This is a genomic window from uncultured Kriegella sp. (assembly GCF_963975415.1).
Lineage (GTDB): Bacteria > Bacteroidota > Bacteroidia > Flavobacteriales > Flavobacteriaceae > Kriegella.
Window position 1 is genome coordinate 168,397 of the sequence record NZ_CAXBGN010000003.1, and the last position, 24,761, is coordinate 193,157.

Consider the following 24,761-nt stretch of genomic DNA (forward strand, 5'->3'; position numbering starts at 1 on the left):
TGGGTCGACTATTTGATATTGTAAGTTTTTGATTTGCAGGTTTCTACTTTCAGTTCGCCTTTATCTTTGAGGTGTTTCGCGTAAGTGGTATGCACTACATAGGCCTCAATACCCCGTAATTTCTCTTTATCAATGAAATCGGCCCAATTCACCACATAATACTTAAACGGTCTGCTTACCATACCATAAAAACACTTTGTTTCCTTTGCATCCAGAATGAGGTACTTACTTCGCATTGATGTCACTCTATTCGCATCGTAATCTGCAAAATATTTTATGCCAACGATAACTTTTTGGTTTGAGTTATTTGCAAAGCAGAAATCACCGGTCCTGCTTTTTTTACAGGCATCATCTACCGTTTCGGGGTTATTAACGGTTTCGTTTGAACTAAGGGGCGAATTAAACCCTCTGTTTGTAGAATTACCGCCATTTAAGCCAATCCCCAGATATGATGAAATATTTTCGTTTAGCGGAAGATTACCCATATTGGCGGCAAATTGGGAAGCAGTTTCTGAATCCAAGGCTTTGGCACGTACTTTTACAATAGAATTCAAAACGGTATAGGTTCCGGTAATAATTACATCGACTGCAATGATTTTTCCTAATTCTTTGGCTGTGTTTTCATCAATATATCCCTCGGCATTTGATTGATGCTCTTTTAAAAGGATGTCTAAATGATTACGATCGATGACTTCGAACTTATCACCATGATTGGTCATGTATACCGAAAAATCTTCCGTTAGATAATTGCCTAATGCCGTTCTTTCGCCATTTTCAGTAAAAAAGCCCCATACCGCAATTTTTGTCTTGCCCTTGGCGGTTATTTTTTGTGATAGACCAGTTGCGAGTTTTTCAAGTTCGGTATCGAAGTCTTGGCAATGCACTGGAACCGTAATTAGGGATAGTAGTAGAAAGAGTGCGGCGGTAATTTTCATGGTAGTTGGTGTTATGGATGTCGTATTTGATACAATGTCAGCAATTTCCTTTTGAATTACAAGTAGTTACGGAAAACTGTAAATATTCGGAGCGAATGATAACCAAAGAGCACCACTTTTTTAGCCTTTACATATGGGAAGAGGTCTTAATAATCACGTATAATGCCGGAGCTTGGTCTGTAAAAATGGGAAGTGCATTTTTCCTCGATACCAATATGTCTGCAAATAAACCCAATCATTCAGGGTGTGGTTATCTATATACCAATCATGCATGACATTGGGGAAGTCCGACTGTCCAACGCACATGGGTATTGTCGAAGATGTTACGCTGACAGTGGTTTTTTGTTTAAAATAATTTAGTGATTAAGCTGCGGGTCTGCCTTTTAATCGTTTTTCGATTTTTCGCTTTTTATCGGTCAGCCGCTTCATAAGATCCATTAGATCGGCATCTTTTGTTTGCTTGTAGATTTCGTTGATGGCCAGAATCAATTTTTTAGCTTCACGAGAGGCCACGACCCTATCGCTAGTGGACATATTGCTCATTTTCATCTGCTCAAATTCCTGTGCTTCTTTGAGTAAATCCATTTTTTCAAGTTTTTTCAAAAATAAGGTTATTCTGCTATATATCAATGTATAACGGATTGTATTTGGTTATTATCCAATAACGTTTGTTTATAGCATAACGTAGGTTTTTTTGTGTTGTCGAAGGGGGGCAGCGGGTTATTTTTAATGCACATCGAATAGGTGACTTTTAAGAAAGATGACTATTAATGGTTTCATTTTGAGTTAAAATAGGGTTGTGGTGACAATTTTATAATAACACTTTTGGTGCTATAAGCTTTCTAATATGCTCCATAAAAGTTCATCAGCAAGCGGTTCTTAAAATTAAAGAAGATAAGAACTAGTGATCAAGATACCTTTATTCCTCTTTCCCTATAACTGGACGGGGTTTCCCCAAACTGTTTTTTAAAGGTTGAACGAAAATACTTGACTGATAGAAATCCTACCTCAAAACTTATTTCCGATATATTCAGATCGGTTTTCAAGAGAAGCTGCGCAGCATGTCGCAGACGTACAATCTTTAAAAATTCGTTCGGAGTCAAATTGGTCAGGCTTTTTATCTTTTTAAAGAAAGGAGTTCTGCTCATGCCCAATTCCGCTACCAATTTGTCTATGGTGAAATTGGGTTCCGAAATATTGTTGTGAATTATGTTTACAGTCTGTTCTATAAAATCTTGGTCTGGAGTAGATTGTGCCAACTCTCTGGGTTTCATTAAAGTCTCAATCTGATATCTTTGAGTGCTTAGTTTTCTATTTTCTATGATCGATCTAATTTTAAAGAACAGGGCATTCATGCTGAATGGTTTGGTAATATAGTCTTCGGCCCCCATTTTCAAGCCTTGTACGTGACTTTCCTCATCGGATAATGCCGTTAATAGAATAATGGGAATATGACTGGTTTTTAGGTTGTTCTTAAGGCTCTTGCAGAGTTCCAGTCCTGTGGCCTTTGGCATTAGAACATCGGAGAGCACTAAATCCGGTATTTCGTCAAGTGCTTTTTGAATCCCATCTTGTCCATTAGCAGCGGTCAACACCTTAAAGTGATCAGACATTTCGCAGGCTATAAATTCACGTATTTCATCCTCGTCTTCTACAATTAAAACGGTGTAATCAGATGCTGTCTTAAAACTTTTAATAGGGTTCAAGTTGGGGGAAACCCCGTCTTGAAAACCTTGTTTTTGCGATGCGGTTATTGGTATGTCGTGGTTGGTAGTATTGGCTAATTGCTCTTCCGTAAAATGGGCCGTACCCAAGGGCAGTTTTACCGTAAAGGTACTGCCCTTTTCCGGGGCGGAAGTTAATTCCAGTTTACCATGATGGGCCTCGACCAACTCTTTAGAAAGCGCAAGGCCAATACCGGTACCGACAGCTGTATTTTCGCCAAGTGTTTGGAAGCGTTCGAATATTAGTTCCTGCTGACTCAATGAAATACCTTTTCCTTCATCCTGAATTTTAAAAAAGGCATATGGCGATCCATCTACTTTAGAGGTAGAAACACCGACCTGTACAGTAATGTTGCTGCCTTTCCCTGAATATTTAATGGCATTTGAAATAAGGTTCGATATCACTTTTTGAACGGCACTGGGGTCAAAATGGCAAGTAATGGAAGGAGAATGGGCAGTGTATTTAATGATTATAGCTTTGTCACTCGCCATTTCATAGAAGGATTCGGTAATAGTCTCGGCAAATGTGGCAATGTCTAGTTTTACAGCCTTGATAATGGGCTGCGTTGAAGTTGTCTTGCGGTAATCTAGCCATTCATTAATTAGTTTTAATAGATTTTGGGCATTTCGTTGAATGGATAATAATTGTTTTTTATATTCCGGCCCTTTGACTTCGGTAGCGATCAATTTGTCCAATGGACTTAAGATCATGGTTAAGGGGGTTCTTAATTCATGGGTAAGGTTGGTAAATAGCTTGGTCTTGAATTCATTTAGTTGAATCTGGTTGTTCTTTTCCAAGCGTTCAATTTTCAGTGCATTCTTTAGTTTTATCTGTTTCAAGATATAGGTATTTGCCAAAATGATAGATCCAATAGCCAATATGGCAAAGAGAACCCTGGCCCACCAGGTATGCCACCAAGGGGGCAATATGGTTATGTTTATAGCCTTGGCATTAGGGGTCCATATCCCATCATTATTACTGGCCTTTACCTTAAAAGTGTATTCCCCGGGAGGAATATTCGTATAAGTGGCCATTCTTCCATTCTGAGTAAAAACCCAATCCTTGTCAAAACCTAAAAGTTTGTATTTGTATTGATTTTTGTCTGTATTCGTAAAGTTTAAGGCTGTAAAGTGGAGATTAAAGAAATTTTGATCGTAGTTTAAATAGATTTCTTTTATTTGATTGATCGACTTTTGTTCCGTAATACTATTTTGGGAGGTATAACTGTTGTCGGAAGTAACGTTAAAATTGGTTAGAACTATTTTGGGCGGATTGGGATTGGTTTTTATTTGTTTTGGATTAAAGAAATACACCCCATTGGCGTTTCCAAAATAAAATGTTCCATCACTACTTTTAAGCGACGCATTTGTATTAAATTCCAATCCTTCTATACCATCTTCCCTACCGAAATTTCGAAACTCCAGAGTTGCCAAATTTAATTGAGACAAGCCTTTGTCCGTCCCCAACCATAAGAATTTTGAGGAATCAACCAAAAGGGAATTGACCACATTGCTGGGCAAGCCTTGTTCCATAGTATATAGTCTGGTTTTTTGGGAGCTCCTATTTATATGATAGAGTCCGTTTTTGGTCCCCAACCATATGTTGTCCCCATCAGATTCGGCCATAGAGGTTATTTGCCTGAAGTGTTCTTCTTTTTCGATAAAGCATTCTCTCAAAGCGTCATTCTCGGGGTCGTATATGTAAAGGCCGGAGTAACATCCGAACCAAATTTTCGAATCTGCGGTTTGATAGATAAAATAAGGTTGGGCGTATTGAATAACCGGGTCATTTTTCTTAAATTTTTCTATCGTTCCTTTTTTGTGATCATAAAGGTATATTCCCCCGGCAACGGTACCGATCCATATATTATCCTTCTTGTCCCGAAGAAAAGATTTAACCGAGATAGTCTCAATTTCTTTTGGTACCGGGGTGGTCAGTGACTCTAGAAAGTTGGAGGTGGAAGGTCGGGAAACATGGTATCCATGATTATAGGTTCCTGCCCAAATACGATCGTTTTTATCCTGAATTACGGCGTTAATGACTCTTTTTTCTTCGGAATTCTTGAAAAAATGTTCAAACTTTCTAGAGTGTGGATCAAATATGTTGATTCCTCCTCCATCCATGGCTAGAATAATGCTACCATTGTTGCCTTCTGTCAAACCTAAAACTGAGTTGCTGCTTAAGCCGGTCTTGTTGCCTTTTTCAAAGCCCCAATGGTTAAACTGACTTTTGTTGGGGTCGACAATTTTAAGGCCTTGATTGGTGGTTCCGATCCAGATAGAATTGTCATTGGCTTTAGACATGGAGGTGACAGAGAACGAAGGGGATAACGCCTCGAAATGGAGATTTTTAAGATTTTTGGAGGACAGGTCGTATTCAAGTATACCATGGCCGTCTGTACCAAACCATATGTTGTTCTGGTTCACCGCCAATAAACTAATAACAGAATTTAGGGCATTGGTATTCTTGGGGATTTTCAATTGCTGTACATCTATGCGCTTGGGCCCGTTCTTATAAAAAAACACACCTTGGTTGGTGGCGACCAGAAAAGTTTCTAGATCAATGTCAATTATGGCATTGACCCCGGTTATTGTTATCTGTTCAAATTCTTTCGGGACAGCGAATTTTTCATTTTGTATTGAAAATGATTGCAGTCCACCGTATTTATAGCCGACCAATAAAGTGTCGGCGTTTATCCTTATAATATTTGAGATATGCCTAAAACTGGGGTGGGGGTATACTTTAATTTGATTTTTAAAAATGTTGTAGGATATGAGTTGTCCTTGGGCAGAACCTATCCATATAACGTCTTTACTTATTTGAAAAAAGGATGTGATAGAGGTATTCAGTGGGCTATGAGCCAAAAAATGGGCTTCAAAGGCTCCAGTCTTGTAGTTGTATAGTACCGGGCCCTGTTCGGTACCTATCCACAGATTTTGGTCACTATCCCTAAATAAACTGTTGATGTGGTTGTCTACCACTCCCTGGTCTTTTAGATTGATTTGTTCAAAATGGTACCCGTCATATTTAAAGAGACCATTTCTGGTGCCTATCCATATAAAGCCTTCAAAGTCTTGGGTACTGCACGTGATATAATTTTGGGGTAGGCCATCCTTTACATTTAGTGAAAAGAGGGGAAGGCCGTTGCTTTCTTTTTGACCAAAGATGAAGTTGCAACATAGGGCAATCAATATAAAAAAGCGCTTTTGTGTCGGTGCCATTCACTTCAATCTTTCTTGTAGTATTGGTGCTACATATTTCAATTGGGATGGATTCAAATATACGATTAAGGCAGGTACCATTGAAATGCCAAAAGTTGGGCAAGTATTGAAATTTTCGGTTTTCTATGTCTTTTTTGTGTTAAAAGTCTGATGACTAAATATATATGTCTTTTTAAGGTCTGGCGAAAGTACAAATGTGCCCTATGAAAAGTTAGTTTTTGGGGGGTGTGCAGTACAATTGGATCCCCAAAGAAACTTGTTGTTAGACCAATGTTGTATTTATGGACCAATACATTTGATGGGCTATTTTTTTGGTCGCGGACGATTAAAGAACCATGGAAAAAAGGATAGTGTTTTAAACTAAATAATTAACCATCAAATTTTTATGAGAATGAATCAAAAATTGTGGAAGAGGACCACTTCCAAATTAAAAGGGGCATGTAAGAAACTATCTCTTCTATTAGTGGTGATTAGTTTTCAAGATGCACTAGGTTACACTGGAAACTATTCAATTACGTCACTGAAGTCGAGTGTAACAATTAACAACACCTTGGAACAACGGTCGGTAAGCGGTACGGTTACTGATATAGATGGAACCCCTTTATCTGGGGCCAACATAGTGGAAAAAGGAACTACCAATGGGGTAACTGCCGACTTTGATGGCAATTACAATATATCCGTTTCGGGCCAGAACGCCGTATTGGTATTCTCTTATTTAGGATTCGCCACAAAAGAGGTGCCCTTGAACGGACAACTCACGCTCGATGTTGTTTTGGAAGAAGATGCTGCCGGTTTGGAAGAGGTAGTAGTCGTAGGATATGGTACCCAAAAGAAAATCAATTTGACCGGAGCAGTATCTGTAACCTCTGCAGAGACTTTGGAAGATAGGCCAATAACCAACTTAGGCCAAGGGTTACAAGGTTTGTTGCCCAACCTGAACATCAATTTTTCCGATGGTGCGGCAGGATCGGGAGCCACATTTAATATAAGGGGGTTTACTTCAACCAACGGAGGTGGGCCTTTGGTACTTGTGGATGGAGTGGTGATGGACCCAAATATCCTTAATCCCAATGAAGTTGCCAGTGTTTCGGTGCTTAAAGATGCCTCGGCAGCGGCTATTTATGGCTCTAGAGCGGCTTTTGGTGTGGTTTTGATTACCACCAAAAAAGGAAAGAAAAATGCCAAACCGATGGTAGAAGTAAGTCATAATTACGCTATGAATAAACCGACTGAGATTCCAGACTTGGTTAATTCATTACAATTGGTTCAATTTAGAGAGGAAAAGAGTAGAAATCTAGGTACAGGTGATCCTTTCAATGCAGAGACGAAAGAACGTTTGACGGCATATTATAACGATCCAGAGAACAATCCTGCAGCGATTGTAAATCCCAATGACCCTACAAAATATATTTATGTAGGAAATACGGATTGGTTTGAAACTATTTTTGCAAACTCCAACCCAATTTCACAAACCAATGTTTCCATAAGGGGAGGAAGTGATAACTTGTCTTACTTTGTTTCAGCAGGAAGATTAGATCAAGAGGGAATTCTAAAATATGGAAATGACAGTTATACAAGATCTAACATCAGGGGTAAATTTGACTTTAATGTTACCAACTGGCTGGAACTTAATTTAAACACTGTTTTTACGCGTACCAATAAGGATGCTCCTTATACCTATTCAGGAGTAGGTACCCTGTGGCACGATCTAACCCGTAAGAATATCTTCGTTCCTACTGCGAATCCTGATGGGAGCAATACAGAATCGCCACTCGCCCTATTAAAAGATGGAGGTAGGGATAAAACCCAGACAAATGACTCTTGGGTAACTGTTGGTGGCGTAATTAAACCTCTAGAGGGACTTCAAATAAACGGTTCATATTCTTTTAACGCTTATAATCAGCATAGGAAACAGCACAAAAAAATGGTTGAACGGTATGTAGGACCAACGGAATTAAATGCTGCAAGTACGGTACATACCACACCAACGGCATTATATTTAAACGACGAGATAAATGATTATTACGCGATTAATATTTATGCGGATTATGAAAAGACATTCGCCGAAGATCATTATTTCAAAGCCGCTATAGGATTTAATGAGGAAAGTAAATCGTTCGGTTTTACAAATTCGAGCAACACAAACTTACTTACAGATGAACTGCCTTCTTTAAACCTTACGACAGGTACGGCAACAGCTTCAGAATTTAATATTTCATGGGGGTTACAAGGTTACTTTTATCGCTTGAACTATATATACAAAGACAAGTACTTACTAGAATTAAGTGGTAGGTACGATGCTACTTCACGTTTTCCAAAAGACGATCGTTGGGCATTTTTTCCGTCGGTTTCTGCCGGATGGAGGATTTCCAATGAGTCCTTTTTTGAAGGATTAAGACCTGTAATCAATGATTTGAAATTCAGGGGTTCATACGGTTCCTTGGGGAATCAATCCTTGGATCCTGACAATCTTGATTTCTTCCCTTATTTGCCAACATTGAACTCCTTTAGGCCAGGAACAATACTAAATGGTAACCGACCCTTGTCACTTGGGCGCCCCGCACTTGTGAGCAGTTCGTTAACGTGGGAAACAGCCACTACTACTAATATAGGTTTAGATGCTTCTTTACTTAGGTCTCGAATGCAATTTTCTCTCGATTATTATGAACGTGAGGTGGTGGATCAACTTGGCCCGGCTACAGCTCTTCCGGCAACCTTGGGAACCGGTGCACCCCAGGCCAATGCTGTGGAGTCGATTACCAAAGGTTGGGAGTTTGAAATTTCGTGGAGGGATAGGATAGGTGAATTGGATTATAACATAGGGTTTAATTTGGCAGATTCCCAAGGTGAAATTACCAAATATGATAATCCTACAAAAAGTTTGTCCGCGGCTTTTTATGAAGGACAGAAAATAGGTGAAATATGGGGCTATGAAACCAATGGCCTATTTGATTCTAGACAGGAGTATCTTTCCTCTGGGCTGGACTATTCCAATAGGACAGGTCTTCAAATTGAAGGAGGAGACGTATGGTATGTAGATCAAGACGGTAACAATATGATAGATAACGGTGTGGTAACCGTTGACAATCCTGGAGATTTAAAAATTATAGGTAACAGTACCCCGCGATATACCTATGGGATAAGCTTGGGATCTCGCTGGAAGAGCTTTTCCATAGATGTGTTTATGCAAGGTGTTGGAAAAAGGGACTTGGATCTTAGTGGAGGACTTTTCTGGCCAGATGAGAACGGAACACCGCAAGTAAATCATTTAGACTATTGGACCGAAAATAATACAAATGGCTATTGGCCACGTGTGCTGGGGAATCAAGGTGGTTTTAATTACGCAACCTCTGATAGGTATTTGCAGGACTTCTCCTATTTAAGAATGAAGCAGCTGACCATTAACTATGCCTTGCCAAAGGTGCTGATGGAGCAAAGTTTTATTGAATCTGCCAATATCTATTTTACGGGTCAGAATCTTTTTGAGTTTGACGACATCATTGAAGGCTTTGATCCCGAAGTTAGTAGAAATGGCTTTAATGGCTGGGGCTCGGGTAAAAGTTATGCTTTTGCCCGTTCATATTCTTTGGGAATTAATTTCACTTTTTAAAATGGTTAAACTAATTAAAAATATAAAAATGAAAAACTTTATATATAAATGTGGATTCTTGTTGATCCTCATGCTAACAGCTTGTAGTGATCCGTTGGAATTGGAGCCAGAGAGTTCGATTACGGCATCAAATTTCTTTAATACCGATAGTGATTTCAGAGTGTATGCCAACCAGTTTTATGATTATTTTCCCAGAGAAGGGCGAGGATTTGCCGATTTTATCTGGACTGCAGATAATGATAGCGATAATCAAATAGCTCAGAATGATGGAAATATATTTGCCTTTGGGGCGAATACTATAAATGACAACCCCCCGAGCTATGGTGGAGGTGGATGGGATTTTGGAAATATTAGATCTGTAAATTTCTTTTTGGATAATATTGAAACCTCTGTTTTATCGGAAGAAGCAAAAAATAGGTGGAGAGCCGAGGGACGATTTTTTAGAGCTTACCTTTATTTTGACAAAGTAAGAAAATATGGTGACGTTCCATGGTTTGATACGGCAATTTCTGAGGCATCCCCTGAGGTCTATAAGGCCAGGGATTCTAGAGCTACGGTTATAGCTAATATTATGGCGGATATTGATTTTGCTATTGACAATTTACCCCAAGAAATTGGTAATAAGGAGTATATCGATTTTTATGTTGCCCATGCCCTTAGGGCAAGAGTGGCCCTATATGAGGGAACCCATAGAAAGTATCATGAAACCGGTGAGTCTTTTGGAGAACTGCTAACCCAGGCCGCGGAATCTGCAAAGGTTATCATGGATGAAGGCGGTTACGCCTTGCACACCGAAGGAGGCCCGACAAATAGTTTTTACAATTACTTCAGCCTGCCGTTGCCTGGAACTAGTTCAGAAACCATTTTGGCTAGGCATTTTTCTACAGATTTGGGTGTAACGCATTGGTCGCAACGTTTTATTGTTGGACAGGCCATGACGGGATTTTCCAAATCCCTTGCTGATGATTTTTTATGTACGGATGGACTTCCAGTTTCTTTGAGCCCGTTGTTCGATGAAGCGACTGATTATGATTTTATTGAGGTTGAAATGGCGAATAGAGACCCCAGAATGTCTCAGTCAATTTGGAACAAAGGTGATTTAAGATTGGCCGGACCCGATGAGTATTTCAATGAGGACAATGACAGAGTGCCTCCATTTAATTCAACTTGGCCTTCTGGCTATGGCATTAAAAAGTTTAGCAATACCGATAGGGAGTTTCAGGTTCCAGGCGCAGCAGATGATGGGGTGTACGTTTTCCGATTAGGTGAAATTTATTTGATTTATGCGGAAGCAAAAGCAGAACTTGGCACACTGACCCAAAGTGATCTGGACATATCAATTAATCTTCTAAGAGATAGGGTAGGAATGCCCCATATGCCTCTAATGGGCTTGGTGCGCGATCCGAGTTCCGATTTTGACGGAAGTATTCCGGAAATTCCGGCCGTATCTATTTTAATTGATGAAATTAGGAGAGAGAGAAGGGTTGAGCTGGCCGCGGAGGGAATGCGAAGAGATGATATTGTTCGATGGAAAGCCGGGCAATTGCTCGCCCAGACCCCTTTGGGCATAAAATTTAACCCCGATGTCTATCCAAATGCCGTGAACGAACCATTTGCAAGAACAAATGCCGACGGCTTTGTTGAACCCTATCAAGGAACATCAAGAACAAGACAATTTGATGAGGACAAGAATTACTTATACCCTATTCCTCCAAGTCAAATTGGTCTATACCCAAATGGAGAATTGAAACAAAACCCAGGTTGGGAATAATCGTTTAGAAATACATGCCTAATGGCGGTATAAAATGAAGTTTAATTTTTGAGTTTGTTATAGTTAGTTGAGTTGTTTGGGAGAGACTGTAACAGTCTCTCCCTTATTCTTGGGGAAAGCCTATAGGTGAAGAAATAAGAAGTACGATTTTAGCCCCAGGATTTAAAACTGGTAAGCGGTGTAAATTTTTATATATGAGTAAATTTTATTTAAATATTGTTCTAATAACAGTACTGAATTTCTGTGTGGTCAAAGGGCAGAATAATGATGCTCCTGAACCATACGGACCTTTACCAACGGAGCGCCAAATGGCATGGCACAATATGGAGTATTATGGGTTTATTCATTTTAACATGAATACCTTCAACAATATGGAATGGGGCATGGGAAGTGAGAAACCATCACAGTTCAACCCTACGCAAATGGATGCCTGGCAATGGGCGAAAACCATAAAGGAAGCCGGCATGAAAGGGGTTATTATAACTGCCAAGCACCATGATGGATTCTGTTTATGGCCATCAGAATACACAGAACATTCCGTAAAAAACTCCCCTTGGAAGAACGGTAAGGGTGATGTATTAAAAGATTTATCTGAAGCCTGCGCAGCGTATGGCTTAAAAATGGGGGTGTATCTATCTCCATGGGACAGGAACCATGCCGATTATGGCAAGCCGGAATATGTGACCTATTTTCACAATCAATTACGTGAATTGCTTACCAATTACGGAGAAATCTTTGAAGTCTGGTTTGATGGGGCCAATGGCGGTTCTGGTTATTACGGCGGCGCAAACGAAACTCGTAAAATTGATAACAAAACCTATTATCAATGGGATAAGGCCATATCTATCATAAGGGAATTACAGCCAAATGCTGTGATATTTGGAGATGGTGGTCCTGGAGTACGTTGGGTAGGGAATGAGGAAGGATGGGCCAATGAAACCAATTGGAGTTTGTTGGAAAGAAATAAAGTATATCCTGGTTATACCAAGTATAAAGAACTTCGTTCTGGGCATGAAAATGGTACACATTGGGTACCGGCCGAATGTGATGTTTCTATAAGACCGGGCTGGTACTACCACCCTTCCGAGGATTCGCAAGTGAAATCCCTGGAACATTTGGTGAAGATCTACTATGAATCGGTGGGAAGGAATGCCTCGTTGTTGCTTAACCTTCCCGTAGATGACAGAGGTTTGATACATGAGAAAGATGCGGCGCAATTAGGGCTATTAAAACAGCAAATTGAGAAAGATTTTGCAAATAATTTAGCCAAAGGTGCTAAAGTTAGTGCAACAAATATAAGGGGAGATCATTCCAAATTTGGAGCCCAGAATGTAAATGATGGGAATAATCATACGTATTGGACAACAGATGAGGGTATTACGACCGCTTCCCTTACCTTGAATTTCAATACACCAACCGAAGTTAATAGAATTTTACTACAGGAATATATCGCCTTGGGACAACGTATTTATGGGTTTAATGTTGAGGCCAGGGTAGACGGAAGTTGGAAACTAATAGATACTCAAACAACCATAGGAGCAAAAAGAATCTTACGATTCGATACGGTTGAAGCTACCGCCGTCAGAGTAAATATTACCGCATCAAAGGCGGTACCGGTTATTTCAAATATCGAATTGTACCGTGCTCCTAATTTGCTGACACAACCTGTGATCAAAAGAGCGAAAAGTGGTATGGTAAGCATGAACGTGAGCGATAAAAATATAGCTATCCATTACACCTTGGATGGTTCGGAGCCTTCAGAAAAATCTCCTAAATACCAATCTGGTTTCCTGATAAATAGGCCCACAACCATTAAGGCCTTGGCCTATAATCCGGAAAGCGGGGAGAAAACTTCGTCAATGGAAATGTACTTTGACATTAGTAAAAAAGATTGGAAGGTGCTCAAGGTAAGTAGCGGAAAGCAGGGAGACGCCCATATGATTATTGATGACAACCCGAACAGTACTTGGGCTAGCGCGGCAAGCGATACACCTGTGGAAATTGTTGTTGATTTAGGAGAAGTACAGCGATTACAAGGTTTTACCTATATGCCCGTGCGGGGCAGATGGCCGGTTGGAATTGTTGCGCACTATGAGTTTTCCATTAGTAAGGATAATAAAACATGGGTTGTTGCGGCTGAGGGAGAGTTTGCCAATATCAAAAACAATCCCATGGAGCAGACCGTGAGATTTAAAGCCGCCGGAGCGCGATACATAAAATTGAAAGGGATTAAAATAATTGATGATGATAAAAAATTGTCCGTTGCAGAATTAGGGGTCATCACCAAATAGAAAATTAAATATAATTCCAGCGGATAGAAAAACTAATCGCCATGAGACAAGCTTGAAAAGAATTGCATTAAAACATATATCCTAAGCTATAAAGGCTCTGGTCAATAAAACAGGAATACGTATAATAAACGAATCAATGATGAATAAATACGGTATAATACTTTTCTTAGTAGCACTAACCCATGTTTCTTGCGTTCAAAAAAAGGTAGAAGTAGGAAAGGTGGCCATTATTCCACAACCGGAAAAACAGTTAGTGGGAACAGGGCATTTTGAAATCGATGAAGGAACGATCGTTACGGTTGAAACTGATGCTCAAATGGCTTTGGCCAATTTATTTTTTGATGAGTTTACTACGGTGTCCGGATGGATACCAGAAGTAAAGATTGGAGGCGATGGCGATATAGTTTTTATAACGGAAGCAAGTATGGTTGCAGAGGCCTATAATTTGGAGGTCACCCCTGAAAAGATAAAAATAACTGCCGGTTCGGAAGCAGGATTCTTTTACGCGCTACAGAGTTTAAAGCAATTGTTGCCGGTGTCTTTTTACAGTGGTGAGTTGCAAACCGATATAGTCTGGGGGATACCTTCGGTGCATATTCAGGACAAGCCTGCTTTTGAATGGAGAGGTTATATGCTGGATGTATCACGTCATTTTTTTGATAAGCAAAAAGTAAAGGAGGTGCTGGATTTTATGGCAGAATCTAAACTTAATCGCTTTCATTGGCATTTGGCCGATGACCAAGGTTGGCGAATAGAAGTTAAAAGCTATCCCAAGCTTACAGCGTTAGGGGCTTGGCGCATGGATTACAATACCACGGACGAGCGTATTTCCAATTGGTTTGGTAGGCCTGTTCAGAAACCAGGGGAAAAGCCTACTTACGGAGGCTATTATACGCAAGATGATATCAAGGAAATTGTTGCATATGCCAAAGAACGTTTTATAGAGGTGATTCCCGAAATTGATATGCCAGGGCATGCCCAGGCCATGGTAGCTTCCTATCCCGAAATTGGCTGCGTCAATTCCGAAAAATATGTGGCTACTGGGGGTGTGGTGAAAAATAATACCTTGAACCCGGGTAAAGAGGAAACTTTTGTATTTGCCGAAAAAATGTTGAATGAGGTGATGGACCTTTTCCCTTTTAATTATATGCATATTGGAGGGGATGAGTGCAACAAAAGTCAATGGTTGGAAGATCCTGATGCACAGCGTAGAATAAAAGAAGAAGGGTTAAAGGATGTTTATGAACTACAAAGCTATTTTATAAAGCGTATTGAAAAAATCATTAACGCCCGCGGCAGAATCATGATTGGTTGGGATGAAATATTGGAAGGTGGGCTGGCCCCTAATGCCACGGTCATGAGTTGGCGTGGCGAAGAAGGCGGAATAGAAGCCGCCAAGATGGGACATGAAGTAATCATGACCCCCAGCAACTATTGTTATATCGATTTAAAGCAGGGACACGATGACTTAGAGCCAAATTTAGGCTATTCCCAATTATTATTATCCACAGCCTATAGCTATGATGTTATTCCCAAAGGTATTTCAGAAGAGGAAGCTGGCCGAATAAAAGGGATTCAGGCCAATATGTGGACGGAGTCTATAAGCGACTGGGGCAAGCTTACCTATATGACCTTTCCAAGGTTGTACGCCATAGCAGAGAGTGGCTGGACCTCTCCTGAGATAAAAGACTGGGACAACTTTACAAATCGACTTCAAACCCAATTTTTACGATTGGACAACAAAGGTATTCGATATGCCGTAAGCGCATATAGCCCTTGGATAGATCATAAGGGCCAGGGAGACAATATCGAAATAGCTTTAAAAACCGAAGTGAACGATTTGGAAATTTTCTATACGTTAGACGGCTCGGAACCCACGATGGAATCAAATCGATATAGCGAGGCCTTCAAAATAAAAGAGTCCACGACCATTAGGGCTAGGGCTTTTAAGGGGGGTGAAGCTGTAGGTTATACGTCGTCCATGGATTTTTATGTCCATAAGGCTGCCGGAGCTTTAGATGAAGCCCCTGATTTGCAAAAGTTGACGGATCTTAACTATGGTAAATTAAATAGGGGTGACCAGAATTGGGTGTCCTTTAAAAATGGTATGGAGGTAACGATGAAATTTGATTCGCTAATCCCTATAAATGAGGTTAAATTTGATGCCTTGCGCTTTACGATTGCCGGAATCTACCCTCCGACAAACGTGGAAGTCCTGGGATCTGTGAACGGAAAAGATTTTTTCAAATTGGGAGAGGTGAACAAGTTCGAAATTAGTAGTGTACAGGGAAGAAACAAAATACCTTTTGAAGTAGCGTTCGATCCGGTAAGGGTAAGCCATCTTAAGATTATTGGAAAACAAATCAATCCCATTCCAAAGGGGCATCATTTGTACGGGGCTAACGCAACCATACTGGTTGATGAATTGGTAGTAAAATAAAAAAATATCCAAAGGTTAACCAGCCATTTGCCGAAAGGAATGAGGTGGTAATTTTCATTGTCCATGGCCGTGGTTGGGGTACGTTTCGAAGGTGAGGTAAGTAAACCGATAAAGTAATACGCAGCATAAAAAATTAATTATAACACATATGCCAAATGATCAATAAAATAAAGCCCTTTGTACTTTCAATTCTAGCCATTGGAGTTTTTTCTAATGGGTTAAGGTCCCAAGAGAATTTAAAAGTGATGTCTTATAACATCTGGAACGGATTTGATTGGGGCAAGGATACCGACCGCAAAAGTGAATTTATTGATTGGGTAAATACTCAAAATCCGAATGTATTGGCCCTGCAGGAACTTTGTGGCTATACCCAAGAAAAATTGCTGGCGGACGCAAAGAGGTGGGGGCATAATTATGCCGAAATTCTAAAAACTTCTGGATATTCCGTAGGGATTACTTCCAAGGAACCTATAGCCGTAAAAGAAAAGATCCTGGATGACATGCACCATGGGGCCTTGCATTGCAAGGTTTACGACATAGACCTTTTTATAATTCATTTTTCACCTTTTAGTCATCAAAAGAGAAGGGAGGAAGCAAAAATTATACAAGATAAACTATCCGAACTTTCTACAAGGCAAAACAAATATTTGGTTTTAGGGGATTTTAATGCCCTGTCTCCTTTTGACGCCCACTTATATAAGAACAACCCTATGCTCTTGGAGAACAAAAGGGCTTCGGAAATAGAACACGAGCATGTTAGGAACTTATTGGATGGTGAATTGGAATATGGTGTGCTTGGATCTTTTCTAGGCTATCCTCTAATTGATGTTGTTCAAAGGTTTACGTCTTCATGGGACGATAGGGTTAGCTGTCCCACCCAAGTTTTTGAATCTGAAAAAGGGGAGGGGCGCCCTATGAACTCCACACGAATAGATTATATTTTGAGTTCCCCTTTTTTAGCGACAAAGTGCGTTAAGGCCTTAGTGCTCAACAAAAAGGAAACCTTTTACTTGTCCGACCACTATCCTGTCATGGCCGAATTTGAATTTACATCCTTCGATTGAGTATTTCCTACTATTATAAATCAAGAGGAACTACAAACAAATTTTTAAAACTTAAATAATAATTGATAACAATGAGAATATTTACTTTTTTCCTGATGGGATTATTGATCATGTCCTGTAACGAACAAAACAAAAACACGGAGAACCCCGAACAAATATATCGAATCGTTCCCAAGCCTGTATCTCTTGTGAGCGCTAAGGGTTCATTTTTGGTCAATACAAAAACATATATATCAAACCCTACCGCTTTGAAGGCCGAGGCAGAATACCTTTCAGAAATGTTGGGTAGTGCTGTAGGGGCTGAGCTACCCTTTGAACCTGGTAAAACAGGAGAGGGAGGTATATTACTTAAACTAGACGAAAATATTGAAAATGAAGAAGGATATGAGTTGGTTGTAGCGTACAACAAAATTATAATTTCGGGAAAATCGGCAAAAGGCGTCTTCTACGCTATTCAGACATTGCGACAGCTTATGCCCCCCACCATAGAATCGGGAACTACTTTGGAGACCGAATTATCCATTCCGGCAGTGGTCATTAAAGATGAGCCAAGGTTTGCCTATAGGGGCATGATGCTGGATGTAAGCCGTCATTTCTTTCCCGTATCCTTTGTCAAGAAGTATATAGATCTTATCGCCCTCCATAAAATGAATACACTTCATTGGCATTTAACAGAGGATCAGGCTTGGCGCATAGAAATAAAAAAGTATCCGAGGTTGACCGAGGTAGGAGCCTTTCGGAACGGGACCATTATTGGTCACCATCCGGGCACCGCTAACGATCAAGAGGTATACGGTGGTTTTTATACCCAAGAAGAAGTCAAGGATATCGTAGCCTATGCCTCCAAGCAACATGTCACCATTATTCCAGAGATAGAGATGCCCGGACACGGAGCGGCAGCTATTGCAGCTTACCCCTATTTGAGCTGTTTCCCGGAAGAACCGACAACCGTGTTCAATGACATGATGTCTGACAAGGGCAGGGAGTTACAGAAATCTGGCACCCATAAAATTGTGCAGGAAACATGGGGTGTTATGGATGACGTCTTCTGTGGAGGAAAGGAAAGCACCTTTGCTTTTCTACAAGATGTACTAGATGAGGTGATACCCCTTTTTCCATCGAAGTATGTTCATATAGGAGGGGATGAAAGTCCAAAGGCCAATTGGGAACGTTGCCCGAACTGTCAGGCCAGAATCAAGAAGGAGAAGTTGAGTGACGAACATGAACTACAGAGTTATTTCGTACAGCGCATGGAGAAATATATAAATGGAAAGGGCAAACAAATTATAGGATGGGATGAGATTTTGGAAGGCGGATTGGCCCCTAACGCCACGGTGATGTCTTGGCGTGGCGAAAAAGGAGGAATTGAAGCGGCCCAACAACACCATGATGTTATCATGACCCCTACCACCTATAACTATTTCGATTATTACCAATCAGAGGATACGGACAATGAACCCTTGGCCATCGGAGGGTTTCTACCCTTGGAAAAAGTGTATTCCTATAACCCTATTCCAGATGAACTGGATAAAGAGGAGGAAAGCTTCGTTCTTGGGGCGCAAGGCAATGTATGGACCGAATATATGAAAACGGAAGATCAGGTAGAATATATGACCTTTCCACGGATGACAGCCTTGTCAGAAGTGGTATGGTCTCCACAGGAATCGAGGTCTTGGGAAGATTTTAAAGAGAGATTGGAACATCTTGCCAAAAGATATGACGTTCTAGATATTGATTATGCAAAGCATTTTATGGAGAACTAGTAGCAGGTATATCTACCCGTAACTTATATGGGGTGTCTTATGAGAACACCCCATATTGAAATAGAGGTATATGAAGCGAAGAAAGTTGATTTATCAAATGGGAATTGGAGCAGTTTTAGGAACGATTCCACAAACGCTGCTGTCGTTTACTCCCACTATGGCCTTGGAAAAAAAATCCAAGGAGTTAACCTTTGGTATAGTTACCGATGTTCATAAAGATTTAATGCCCGATGCGGGGCCCATTTAAAACATGAAGATTAATTTATTCTACCTCCATATCAACCTAGTAGAATGAAATTATTGGATAACTATGCCTATGCAATTAAAGTCACTAAATAATCTAGCCGGTTGCAAATACTGAATAGATTCACGGTGTTATATACTTTTACGGTACCTATCCCTTTATAGTTGTGTAAACAAAAAAGTGAAAGTATCATTCTGCACCCTATGAAACAAAGAATTTGAAACCTTGTATGTACCGTGAAAAAATAAAAAAGTATAGACGAATGAAATCATCACTATTTAGAATTTCTTTTCTGGCATTTATTCAGCTATTAGTTTACATAGTTTTAATATTTTGTGTAGTGAGTTCTTGTCAAATTCAAAAATCAAGTACCACTAAAAATACGATAGCAGAACCATCGGTTCATAAAAAAGTTTTACTTATTGGGTTTGATGGCATACGTGGTGATGCATTTGATGTTTTACTTAAAAATGGAAAGCTCCCAAATATGGCTAAACTTGTAAAACATGGAAAATATACCATGGCAACCACTTCAGACCTCACAGGAAGTTGGGGAGGTTGGTCAGATGTTCTGAGAGGCGTACATCGCGACAAACACGAAGCAGGGTATTGGGGAAAAGAGGGGATGCAAAATGTTGCGCCATCGGCCGACCACCCCGATTTTGTTAATACCCCGGATCTTTTCACGAGATTGGAATCACATGACCATTCCATTAGAACAGCCGTCTTTAACACTTGGTCCGGCTTAGATAAGATACTTGATAAACCAGATTACAGGGCATTTGTAAATTACGAAACACATGGTGATAGTATAATGACCCTAGCGGCCGGAAAATACCTTAGGGAGTATAATCCTGATATGACCTATTTTTATCAGGGAGACACAGATATAGCGGGTCATAACAATGGATTTGGTCCAAACTCAATAGCTTCTGAACTTGCCGATTTTTCAAAAAAGTACAGAGAATCCATTATTAAGGCAGATAAAAATACCGGTAAAGTTCTGCAAGCAATTATGGAAAGAGAGCAGGTGAAATCTGGTCGGGAATCTTGGTTGATCATATTCACTTCAGACCATGGGGCAACCGAAGGGGGGCATTCCCAAAATAGAGTAGCGGAACGTTATGTGCCGTTTATAATTAGTGGTGTAAACCTTGAAATTTATGAACCATATCCACAAATCAATGATATTGTAATTAATCCTAAAAACATAGATATAATTCCTACCATTTTTACCTATTTGGGAATCCCTGGAAATTCGGATGCTTGGTCAGGCTTAGCCGGACATAATTTATATTACCCTACGAATAAAAATGCAATAGCGAAGAAACTAGCATTTAATAAGAATCTCATCTTTAACGGCGATGCCGAATATGATGTAGGTTTTAATGGTCATGACGAAACCATTTATATCGGAGGCCCTAAAGATGCTGAAAGAGATTGGGATACCGAAGGGCTTTATTGGGATCAATCCATTTCTGGATGGGACGATTGGACTTTATCACCCTCTAAAAATAGTATGACAACGGTTTTTTATGGAGCAGGAGAAAAAATTATGTATCCGAAACATTCGAATCAATCGAATTGGAATAGAGGTCAAAACTTTTTTGCAGGTGGCATTGATGGGGAAAGCATCATGACTCAATCAATTGACTTAAGCGGTGTTTTAAACAAAAGTGAAAATTCTTTAAGTTTTGAATTAAGTGCATACCTAGGTGGTTTTGAGGATCTTGAGGATACAGCGAGCTTCACAGCTATTTTTATGGATAAATATGGCAAAGAAATTAATAGAACTGTTATTGATGGCCCTAATGCTTCTGAACGGAATAACGAAACCTTACTTATCTTTAAAAAAGTAACCAAAAAAGTACCCACAGGTTCCGTCAAAGTTAAATTTATAGTTGAAACCAAAGGAAAGCATGGGTATAGTGATAATTTAAGTTTTAAGCTAAAAAACTAGCTGTCATATTTTATCCCAAACTATTAAAATTTGAAAGAATAATTTCCACATTAAAATGAGGGGGATACAGGTAGAGGAAGTAATGTATTAAGAAGAGAGTTTACGAAACAATCAGGGTTCAAATTTATAGCTGAAACTGTATTGCTAAAAATATAAATATCAAAGATGCACTTATACATATACAAGTAAAGACCACGGATTCAGAGTTTCTTAGATCTTAAAAAATGAAACATTAGTTAATTTATATGAAATATGAAGCGAAGAAAGTTTATTCATCAAATGGGAATTGGAGCAGCTTTGGGAATGATTCCACAAACGCTGCTGTCGTTTACTCCCACTATGGCCCTGGAAAAAAAATCCAAAGAGTTGACCTTTGGTATAGTTACCGATGTTCATAAAGATTTAATGCCCGATGCGGATCGACGTTTGGAAACCTTTATAACGGAAGCACAGGAAAGAAAGGTCGATTTTATTATTCAAATGGGCGATTTCTGCTTTTCGGAAAAAAAGAATAAAGGCTTTTTAAGTATCTGGGAAACCTATAAAGGATCTAAATATCATATTTTAGGAAATCATGATATGGACAAACATTCCAAAAAAGAAGTGTTGGATTTCTGGGGAATGCCAAAACCGTATTATTCCTATGATTTAGGTGGTTATCATTTCATAGTGTTGGATGCCAATTTCCTTTACCAAGATGAAAAGTTCATCGATTATGATAAAGCTAATTTTTATGTGGATAGTAAGATTCGAACCTTCATCAATAACGAACAGATTGAATGGTTTAAGGGTGATTTAGAGAGAACTAAATTGCCCACCATTATATTTTCACATCAAAGTTTGTGGCATGGCGTTAAAAACAGATTGACATTGCAAAGGATTATGGAGCAGCATAAGGAAAAGGTGATTTGCTCGTTAAATGGCCATAACCATACGGACTACCATTTTAAAAAAAATGACATTGACTATTTTGGCATAAACAGTATGTCTTATCAATGGGTTTCTGGAAAATATGAAAGCAGAGATCGCTTTTCCAAGGAGTTATATGAACAATATGGCAACCTACACCATATTGCCGGTTATGAAGACCCTTTGTACGCTTTTGTGTCCTTAAAATCTAAAGGTCTTATGAAAATCGAGGGGGTAAAAAGCAAATGGATGTCGCCTTCGCCCTATGAAATGGGTATGTCGGAGGAGCTTAACGGTTCAGGGAACTCATCTCGTATTTCCGATTATAGAATTAAATTTTAAATGCTAAAACTTATAATAACAGGCTCATGAATTATAGCAGCAAATGTATTAACCGTAGGAGTTTTATAAAATCCTCCGTATTGGTTGGAACGACAATAGTGTTGCCCTTGGATGTTTTTTCTATTACACCTAAAAAAGAGACCATTGCATTTGGACTGATAGCCGATGTTCATAAAGATGTAATGCACGATGCAGATAGACGCCTACAGGAATTTATTGATAGGGCGAGTCAAAAGAATCTTGATTTCATTTTACAGCTGGGTGATTTTTGTAGACCATATAATTACAATAAAGATTTCTTAAATATTTTTGATAGCTATAAGGGTGACAAATTCCATGTTTTGGGTAACCATGATATGGATGGAGGATTTTCCCGTGAACAAACTAGGGCATATTGGAACATGCCCGAAAATTATTATTCCTTTGATAAAAAAGGGATACATTTTATTGTATTGGATGGGAATGATCCTAACCCGAGCCCATGGTCAGGCTACAATAGGTATATTGGTAATACGCAAAAACAGTGGCTTATACAGGATCTGGACCGGAATAACTTACCCACCATTATTTTCAGTCACCAGTCATTGGAACTGGAGTATGATGGAATTGCCAATATGGAAGAGATAAGGAGGATTCTTGAAAAGGCCAACGAAAAAGCCGGATTTAAAAAAGTGTTGTGCTGTATAAATGGGCACACGCATACCGATTATGCTACCCAAATTAATGATATATACTACGTTCAAATCAATAGCGCGTCTTATAGATGGGTCGGTGGGGACCATAAAGTGGTCAGGTATAGCAAAGAAATTGATGAGAAGTTTGAATGGATAAAATATACCATTCCTTATCGGGATCCACTATACACTTTTGTACAAATAAAACATAATAAAATTATTATAGAACCTAAAACAAGTGAGTTTGTTGGCCCAGGACCCCGTGAAATGAATTTACCAGACACCTTGCCGAACGACCCGATCGTACCGACCATTTCGGGGTATAAGCTTACGTTAAAGGGGTAATATAAAAATCAATATGCTTAATTTCGGACAGTTCATAATTGTGTTTCAACCACTTGGACACCGAAATTTCCCATTATATTTTTCATTGAGCATCCAAACGTTTACTGTCTTTACTTCATTTTGAATACCCTGTGACCAAAATAATGACCCTCTGTAGGCATCGGTTCAGCACCTATTTCTTGAATAGTCTGTGAATAGGGAAGCAATTAAGTTTTATTTTGCATGCTCCCCGAATAAGTGACTTTTTGTGGACGCACTAATAATTTTCTTTGGCCATTAGTTTATGTTTCATCAAAGTTGTTCACTTGCTTTGCTATTGCATATAGGTTGCTGAGTTCTTTCTCTAATATTTCATCTTTTTTCATTTTAATGACACATAAAATGAGAAAATGTGCCTGAGCAATTTTGTGAAATAGGAATTTGGTCTTCCATTTATAGACACATTCAGATAAAAAGTTAAATCTAGACCTGTAAGCATTAGCTATTTTACTTCCGTATTTTAGTCCTATGTGTGTATGGTCTTTACACTATTTTTCAGAAACTGTGCCTATCGTCCTCGATTACTCCTGACCATTCGGGATCGGTCAAAGCACATCATTTAAACGGTTTTGAACGCCATTCATTTTCGAAAGTAAAAACGAATGAAGTTCGCTTTGTTAATTATATCTTTAAAAAAAATCAGAACCCTTGAAAAAATCGGTAAAAACCACAGCTATTATAGGTTTCATTTCAAAGGGCTTTATTTATCTGGTGATCGGACTGCTTACTCTTTTGGCAGCGCTGAACATGGGAGGTGAGAGCTCGGGCACCAATCAAGCCCTGAAGTTTCTAAAGAGTCAACCTTTTGGTCAAGTGCTGCTATTGGTTTTGGGCACAGGTTTACTGTGTTATTCGTATTGGATGTTTGTACGATGTTTTAAAGACCCCGAAAACGTGGGTAATGATAAAAACGGCAAAATGATGCGTTTCGGGATTTTTATTACTGGGCTGGTCTATACCTTTTTAGCATTCCTCTGCTTTTACCACTTGTTTACGTATGCTCCGGAAGGAAGTTCGGGATCTCGTTATATCAATCTATTGGGGCCATCCCTGATATCGATTCTTTTTATTGGTATTGGCGTGATTTTGGTGATTCAAGCCATCATCTTAATAGTGGGTGTCATTAAAGGCGGTTTGTTGGACCAATTTAACCTTGAAGGCCGAAAAGGGTCGCACATTATGCGACTTGTGGGGAAATTCGGTTTTATTTCCCGGGCTTTTATTGTGGGCATCATTGCTTATTTCTTTTTACGGGCTGGATTGTATACAGGAAGCCACGAAATAAAGGGTATCCAAGATGCTTTTTCATTCTTGGACCAATCGTACTTCGGCACAGTTTTGATGGTTTTCACTTCGGTGGGTTTTATTTCGTACGGTTTGTTTTTTATCTTTCTTTTCAGATATAGAACTTTCGAAGACTGATAAATG

General features: G+C 39.5%; 14 protein-coding genes. 11 read left to right on the forward strand and 3 right to left on the reverse strand.

Annotated elements, in window-relative coordinates; translation table 11 throughout:
• Positions 1–8: 8 nt before the first annotated feature.
• The 3 genes from AACZ88_RS07505 to AACZ88_RS07515 all read right to left on the reverse strand — a co-directional run bounded on the left by AACZ88_RS07505 (position 9) and on the right by AACZ88_RS07515 (position 5,881).
• On the reverse strand, positions 9–935 hold the full coding sequence (locus tag AACZ88_RS07505; protein WP_339708528.1) for a FlgO family outer membrane protein: 927 nt from the start codon (positions 933–935) through the stop codon (positions 9–11).
• Between the two features lie 363 nt (positions 936–1,298).
• Positions 1,299–1,520 carry a hypothetical protein gene (locus AACZ88_RS07510; protein WP_339708530.1) on the reverse strand — a complete coding sequence of 74 codons (222 nt, stop codon included), beginning with the start codon at positions 1,518–1,520 and terminating at the stop codon, positions 1,299–1,301.
• Between the two features lie 323 nt (positions 1,521–1,843).
• A complete protein-coding gene (locus AACZ88_RS07515) occupies positions 1,844–5,881 on the reverse strand; it encodes a two-component regulator propeller domain-containing protein (RefSeq protein ID WP_339708532.1) in 4,038 nt (1,345 codons plus the stop codon).
• A gap of 391 nt (positions 5,882–6,272) precedes the next feature.
• Between AACZ88_RS07515 and AACZ88_RS07520 the strand changes: the two genes are divergently transcribed.
• The 11 genes from AACZ88_RS07520 (at position 6,273) to AACZ88_RS07570 (ending at position 24,755) form a co-directional block, all read left to right on the forward strand.
• Positions 6,273–9,491: a TonB-dependent receptor gene (locus AACZ88_RS07520; RefSeq protein WP_339708534.1), complete on the forward strand. Its 3,219-nt coding sequence runs from the start codon at positions 6,273–6,275 to the stop codon at positions 9,489–9,491.
• A 28-nt stretch (positions 9,492–9,519) separates the two neighbouring features.
• Positions 9,520–11,262 carry a RagB/SusD family nutrient uptake outer membrane protein gene (locus tag AACZ88_RS07525; protein ID WP_339708536.1) on the forward strand — a complete coding sequence of 581 codons (1,743 nt, stop codon included), beginning with the start codon at positions 9,520–9,522 and terminating at the stop codon, positions 11,260–11,262.
• Positions 11,263–11,456: 194 nt separating this feature from the next.
• Complete coding sequence (locus AACZ88_RS07530; protein ID WP_339708538.1) at positions 11,457–13,553, forward strand: alpha-L-fucosidase; 2,097 nt, start codon at positions 11,457–11,459, stop codon at positions 13,551–13,553.
• Between the two features lie 136 nt (positions 13,554–13,689).
• Positions 13,690–15,993, forward strand: coding sequence for a family 20 glycosylhydrolase (locus tag AACZ88_RS07535; protein WP_339708539.1), 2,304 nt, complete (start codon positions 13,690–13,692; stop codon positions 15,991–15,993).
• A 155-nt stretch (positions 15,994–16,148) separates the two neighbouring features.
• On the forward strand, positions 16,149–17,057 hold the full coding sequence (locus AACZ88_RS07540; protein ID WP_339708540.1) for an endonuclease/exonuclease/phosphatase family protein: 909 nt from the start codon (positions 16,149–16,151) through the stop codon (positions 17,055–17,057).
• Positions 17,058–17,128: 71 nt separating this feature from the next.
• On the forward strand, positions 17,129–18,820 hold the full coding sequence (locus tag AACZ88_RS07545) for a beta-N-acetylhexosaminidase (RefSeq protein ID WP_339708542.1): 1,692 nt from the start codon (positions 17,129–17,131) through the stop codon (positions 18,818–18,820).
• 70 nt (positions 18,821–18,890) lie between these two features.
• A complete protein-coding gene (locus tag AACZ88_RS07550) occupies positions 18,891–19,067 on the forward strand; it encodes a hypothetical protein (RefSeq protein ID WP_339708544.1) in 177 nt (58 codons plus the stop codon).
• Positions 19,068–19,326: 259 nt separating this feature from the next.
• Positions 19,327–21,024 (forward strand): alkaline phosphatase family protein, encoded by a 1,698-nt coding sequence (locus tag AACZ88_RS07555; protein WP_339708546.1) that lies wholly within the window; start codon positions 19,327–19,329, stop codon positions 21,022–21,024.
• A gap of 252 nt (positions 21,025–21,276) precedes the next feature.
• Positions 21,277–22,275, forward strand: a complete 999-nt coding sequence (locus AACZ88_RS07560; RefSeq protein ID WP_339708548.1) for a metallophosphoesterase — start codon at positions 21,277–21,279, stop codon at positions 22,273–22,275.
• A gap of 80 nt (positions 22,276–22,355) precedes the next feature.
• Positions 22,356–23,294, forward strand: a complete 939-nt coding sequence (locus AACZ88_RS07565) for a metallophosphoesterase (RefSeq protein ID WP_339708550.1) — start codon at positions 22,356–22,358, stop codon at positions 23,292–23,294.
• Positions 23,295–23,981: 687 nt separating this feature from the next.
• Positions 23,982–24,755 carry a DUF1206 domain-containing protein gene (locus tag AACZ88_RS07570; protein WP_339708552.1) on the forward strand — a complete coding sequence of 258 codons (774 nt, stop codon included), beginning with the start codon at positions 23,982–23,984 and terminating at the stop codon, positions 24,753–24,755.
• Positions 24,756–24,761 lie beyond the last annotated feature (6 nt).

Bases quoted from the DNA above. Each gene is read 5' to 3' on its own strand.
- AACZ88_RS07505 (WP_339708528.1), bottom strand. From the start codon at position 935: ATGAAAATTACCGCCGCACTCTTTCTACTACTATCCCTAATTACGGTT.
- AACZ88_RS07510 (WP_339708530.1), bottom strand. From the start codon at position 1,520: ATGGATTTACTCAAAGAAGCACAGGAATTTGAGCAGATGAAAATGAGC.
- AACZ88_RS07515 (WP_339708532.1), bottom strand. From the start codon at position 5,881: ATGGCACCGACACAAAAGCGCTTTTTTATATTGATTGCCCTATGTTGC.
- AACZ88_RS07520 (WP_339708534.1), top strand. From the start codon at position 6,273: ATGAATCAAAAATTGTGGAAGAGGACCACTTCCAAATTAAAAGGGGCA.
- AACZ88_RS07525 (WP_339708536.1), top strand. From the start codon at position 9,520: ATGAAAAACTTTATATATAAATGTGGATTCTTGTTGATCCTCATGCTA.
- AACZ88_RS07530 (WP_339708538.1), top strand. From the start codon at position 11,457: ATGAGTAAATTTTATTTAAATATTGTTCTAATAACAGTACTGAATTTC.
- AACZ88_RS07535 (WP_339708539.1), top strand. From the start codon at position 13,690: ATGATGAATAAATACGGTATAATACTTTTCTTAGTAGCACTAACCCAT.
- AACZ88_RS07540 (WP_339708540.1), top strand. From the start codon at position 16,149: ATGATCAATAAAATAAAGCCCTTTGTACTTTCAATTCTAGCCATTGGA.
- AACZ88_RS07545 (WP_339708542.1), top strand. From the start codon at position 17,129: ATGAGAATATTTACTTTTTTCCTGATGGGATTATTGATCATGTCCTGT.
- AACZ88_RS07550 (WP_339708544.1), top strand. From the start codon at position 18,891: ATGAAGCGAAGAAAGTTGATTTATCAAATGGGAATTGGAGCAGTTTTA.
- AACZ88_RS07555 (WP_339708546.1), top strand. From the start codon at position 19,327: ATGAAATCATCACTATTTAGAATTTCTTTTCTGGCATTTATTCAGCTA.
- AACZ88_RS07560 (WP_339708548.1), top strand. From the start codon at position 21,277: ATGAAGCGAAGAAAGTTTATTCATCAAATGGGAATTGGAGCAGCTTTG.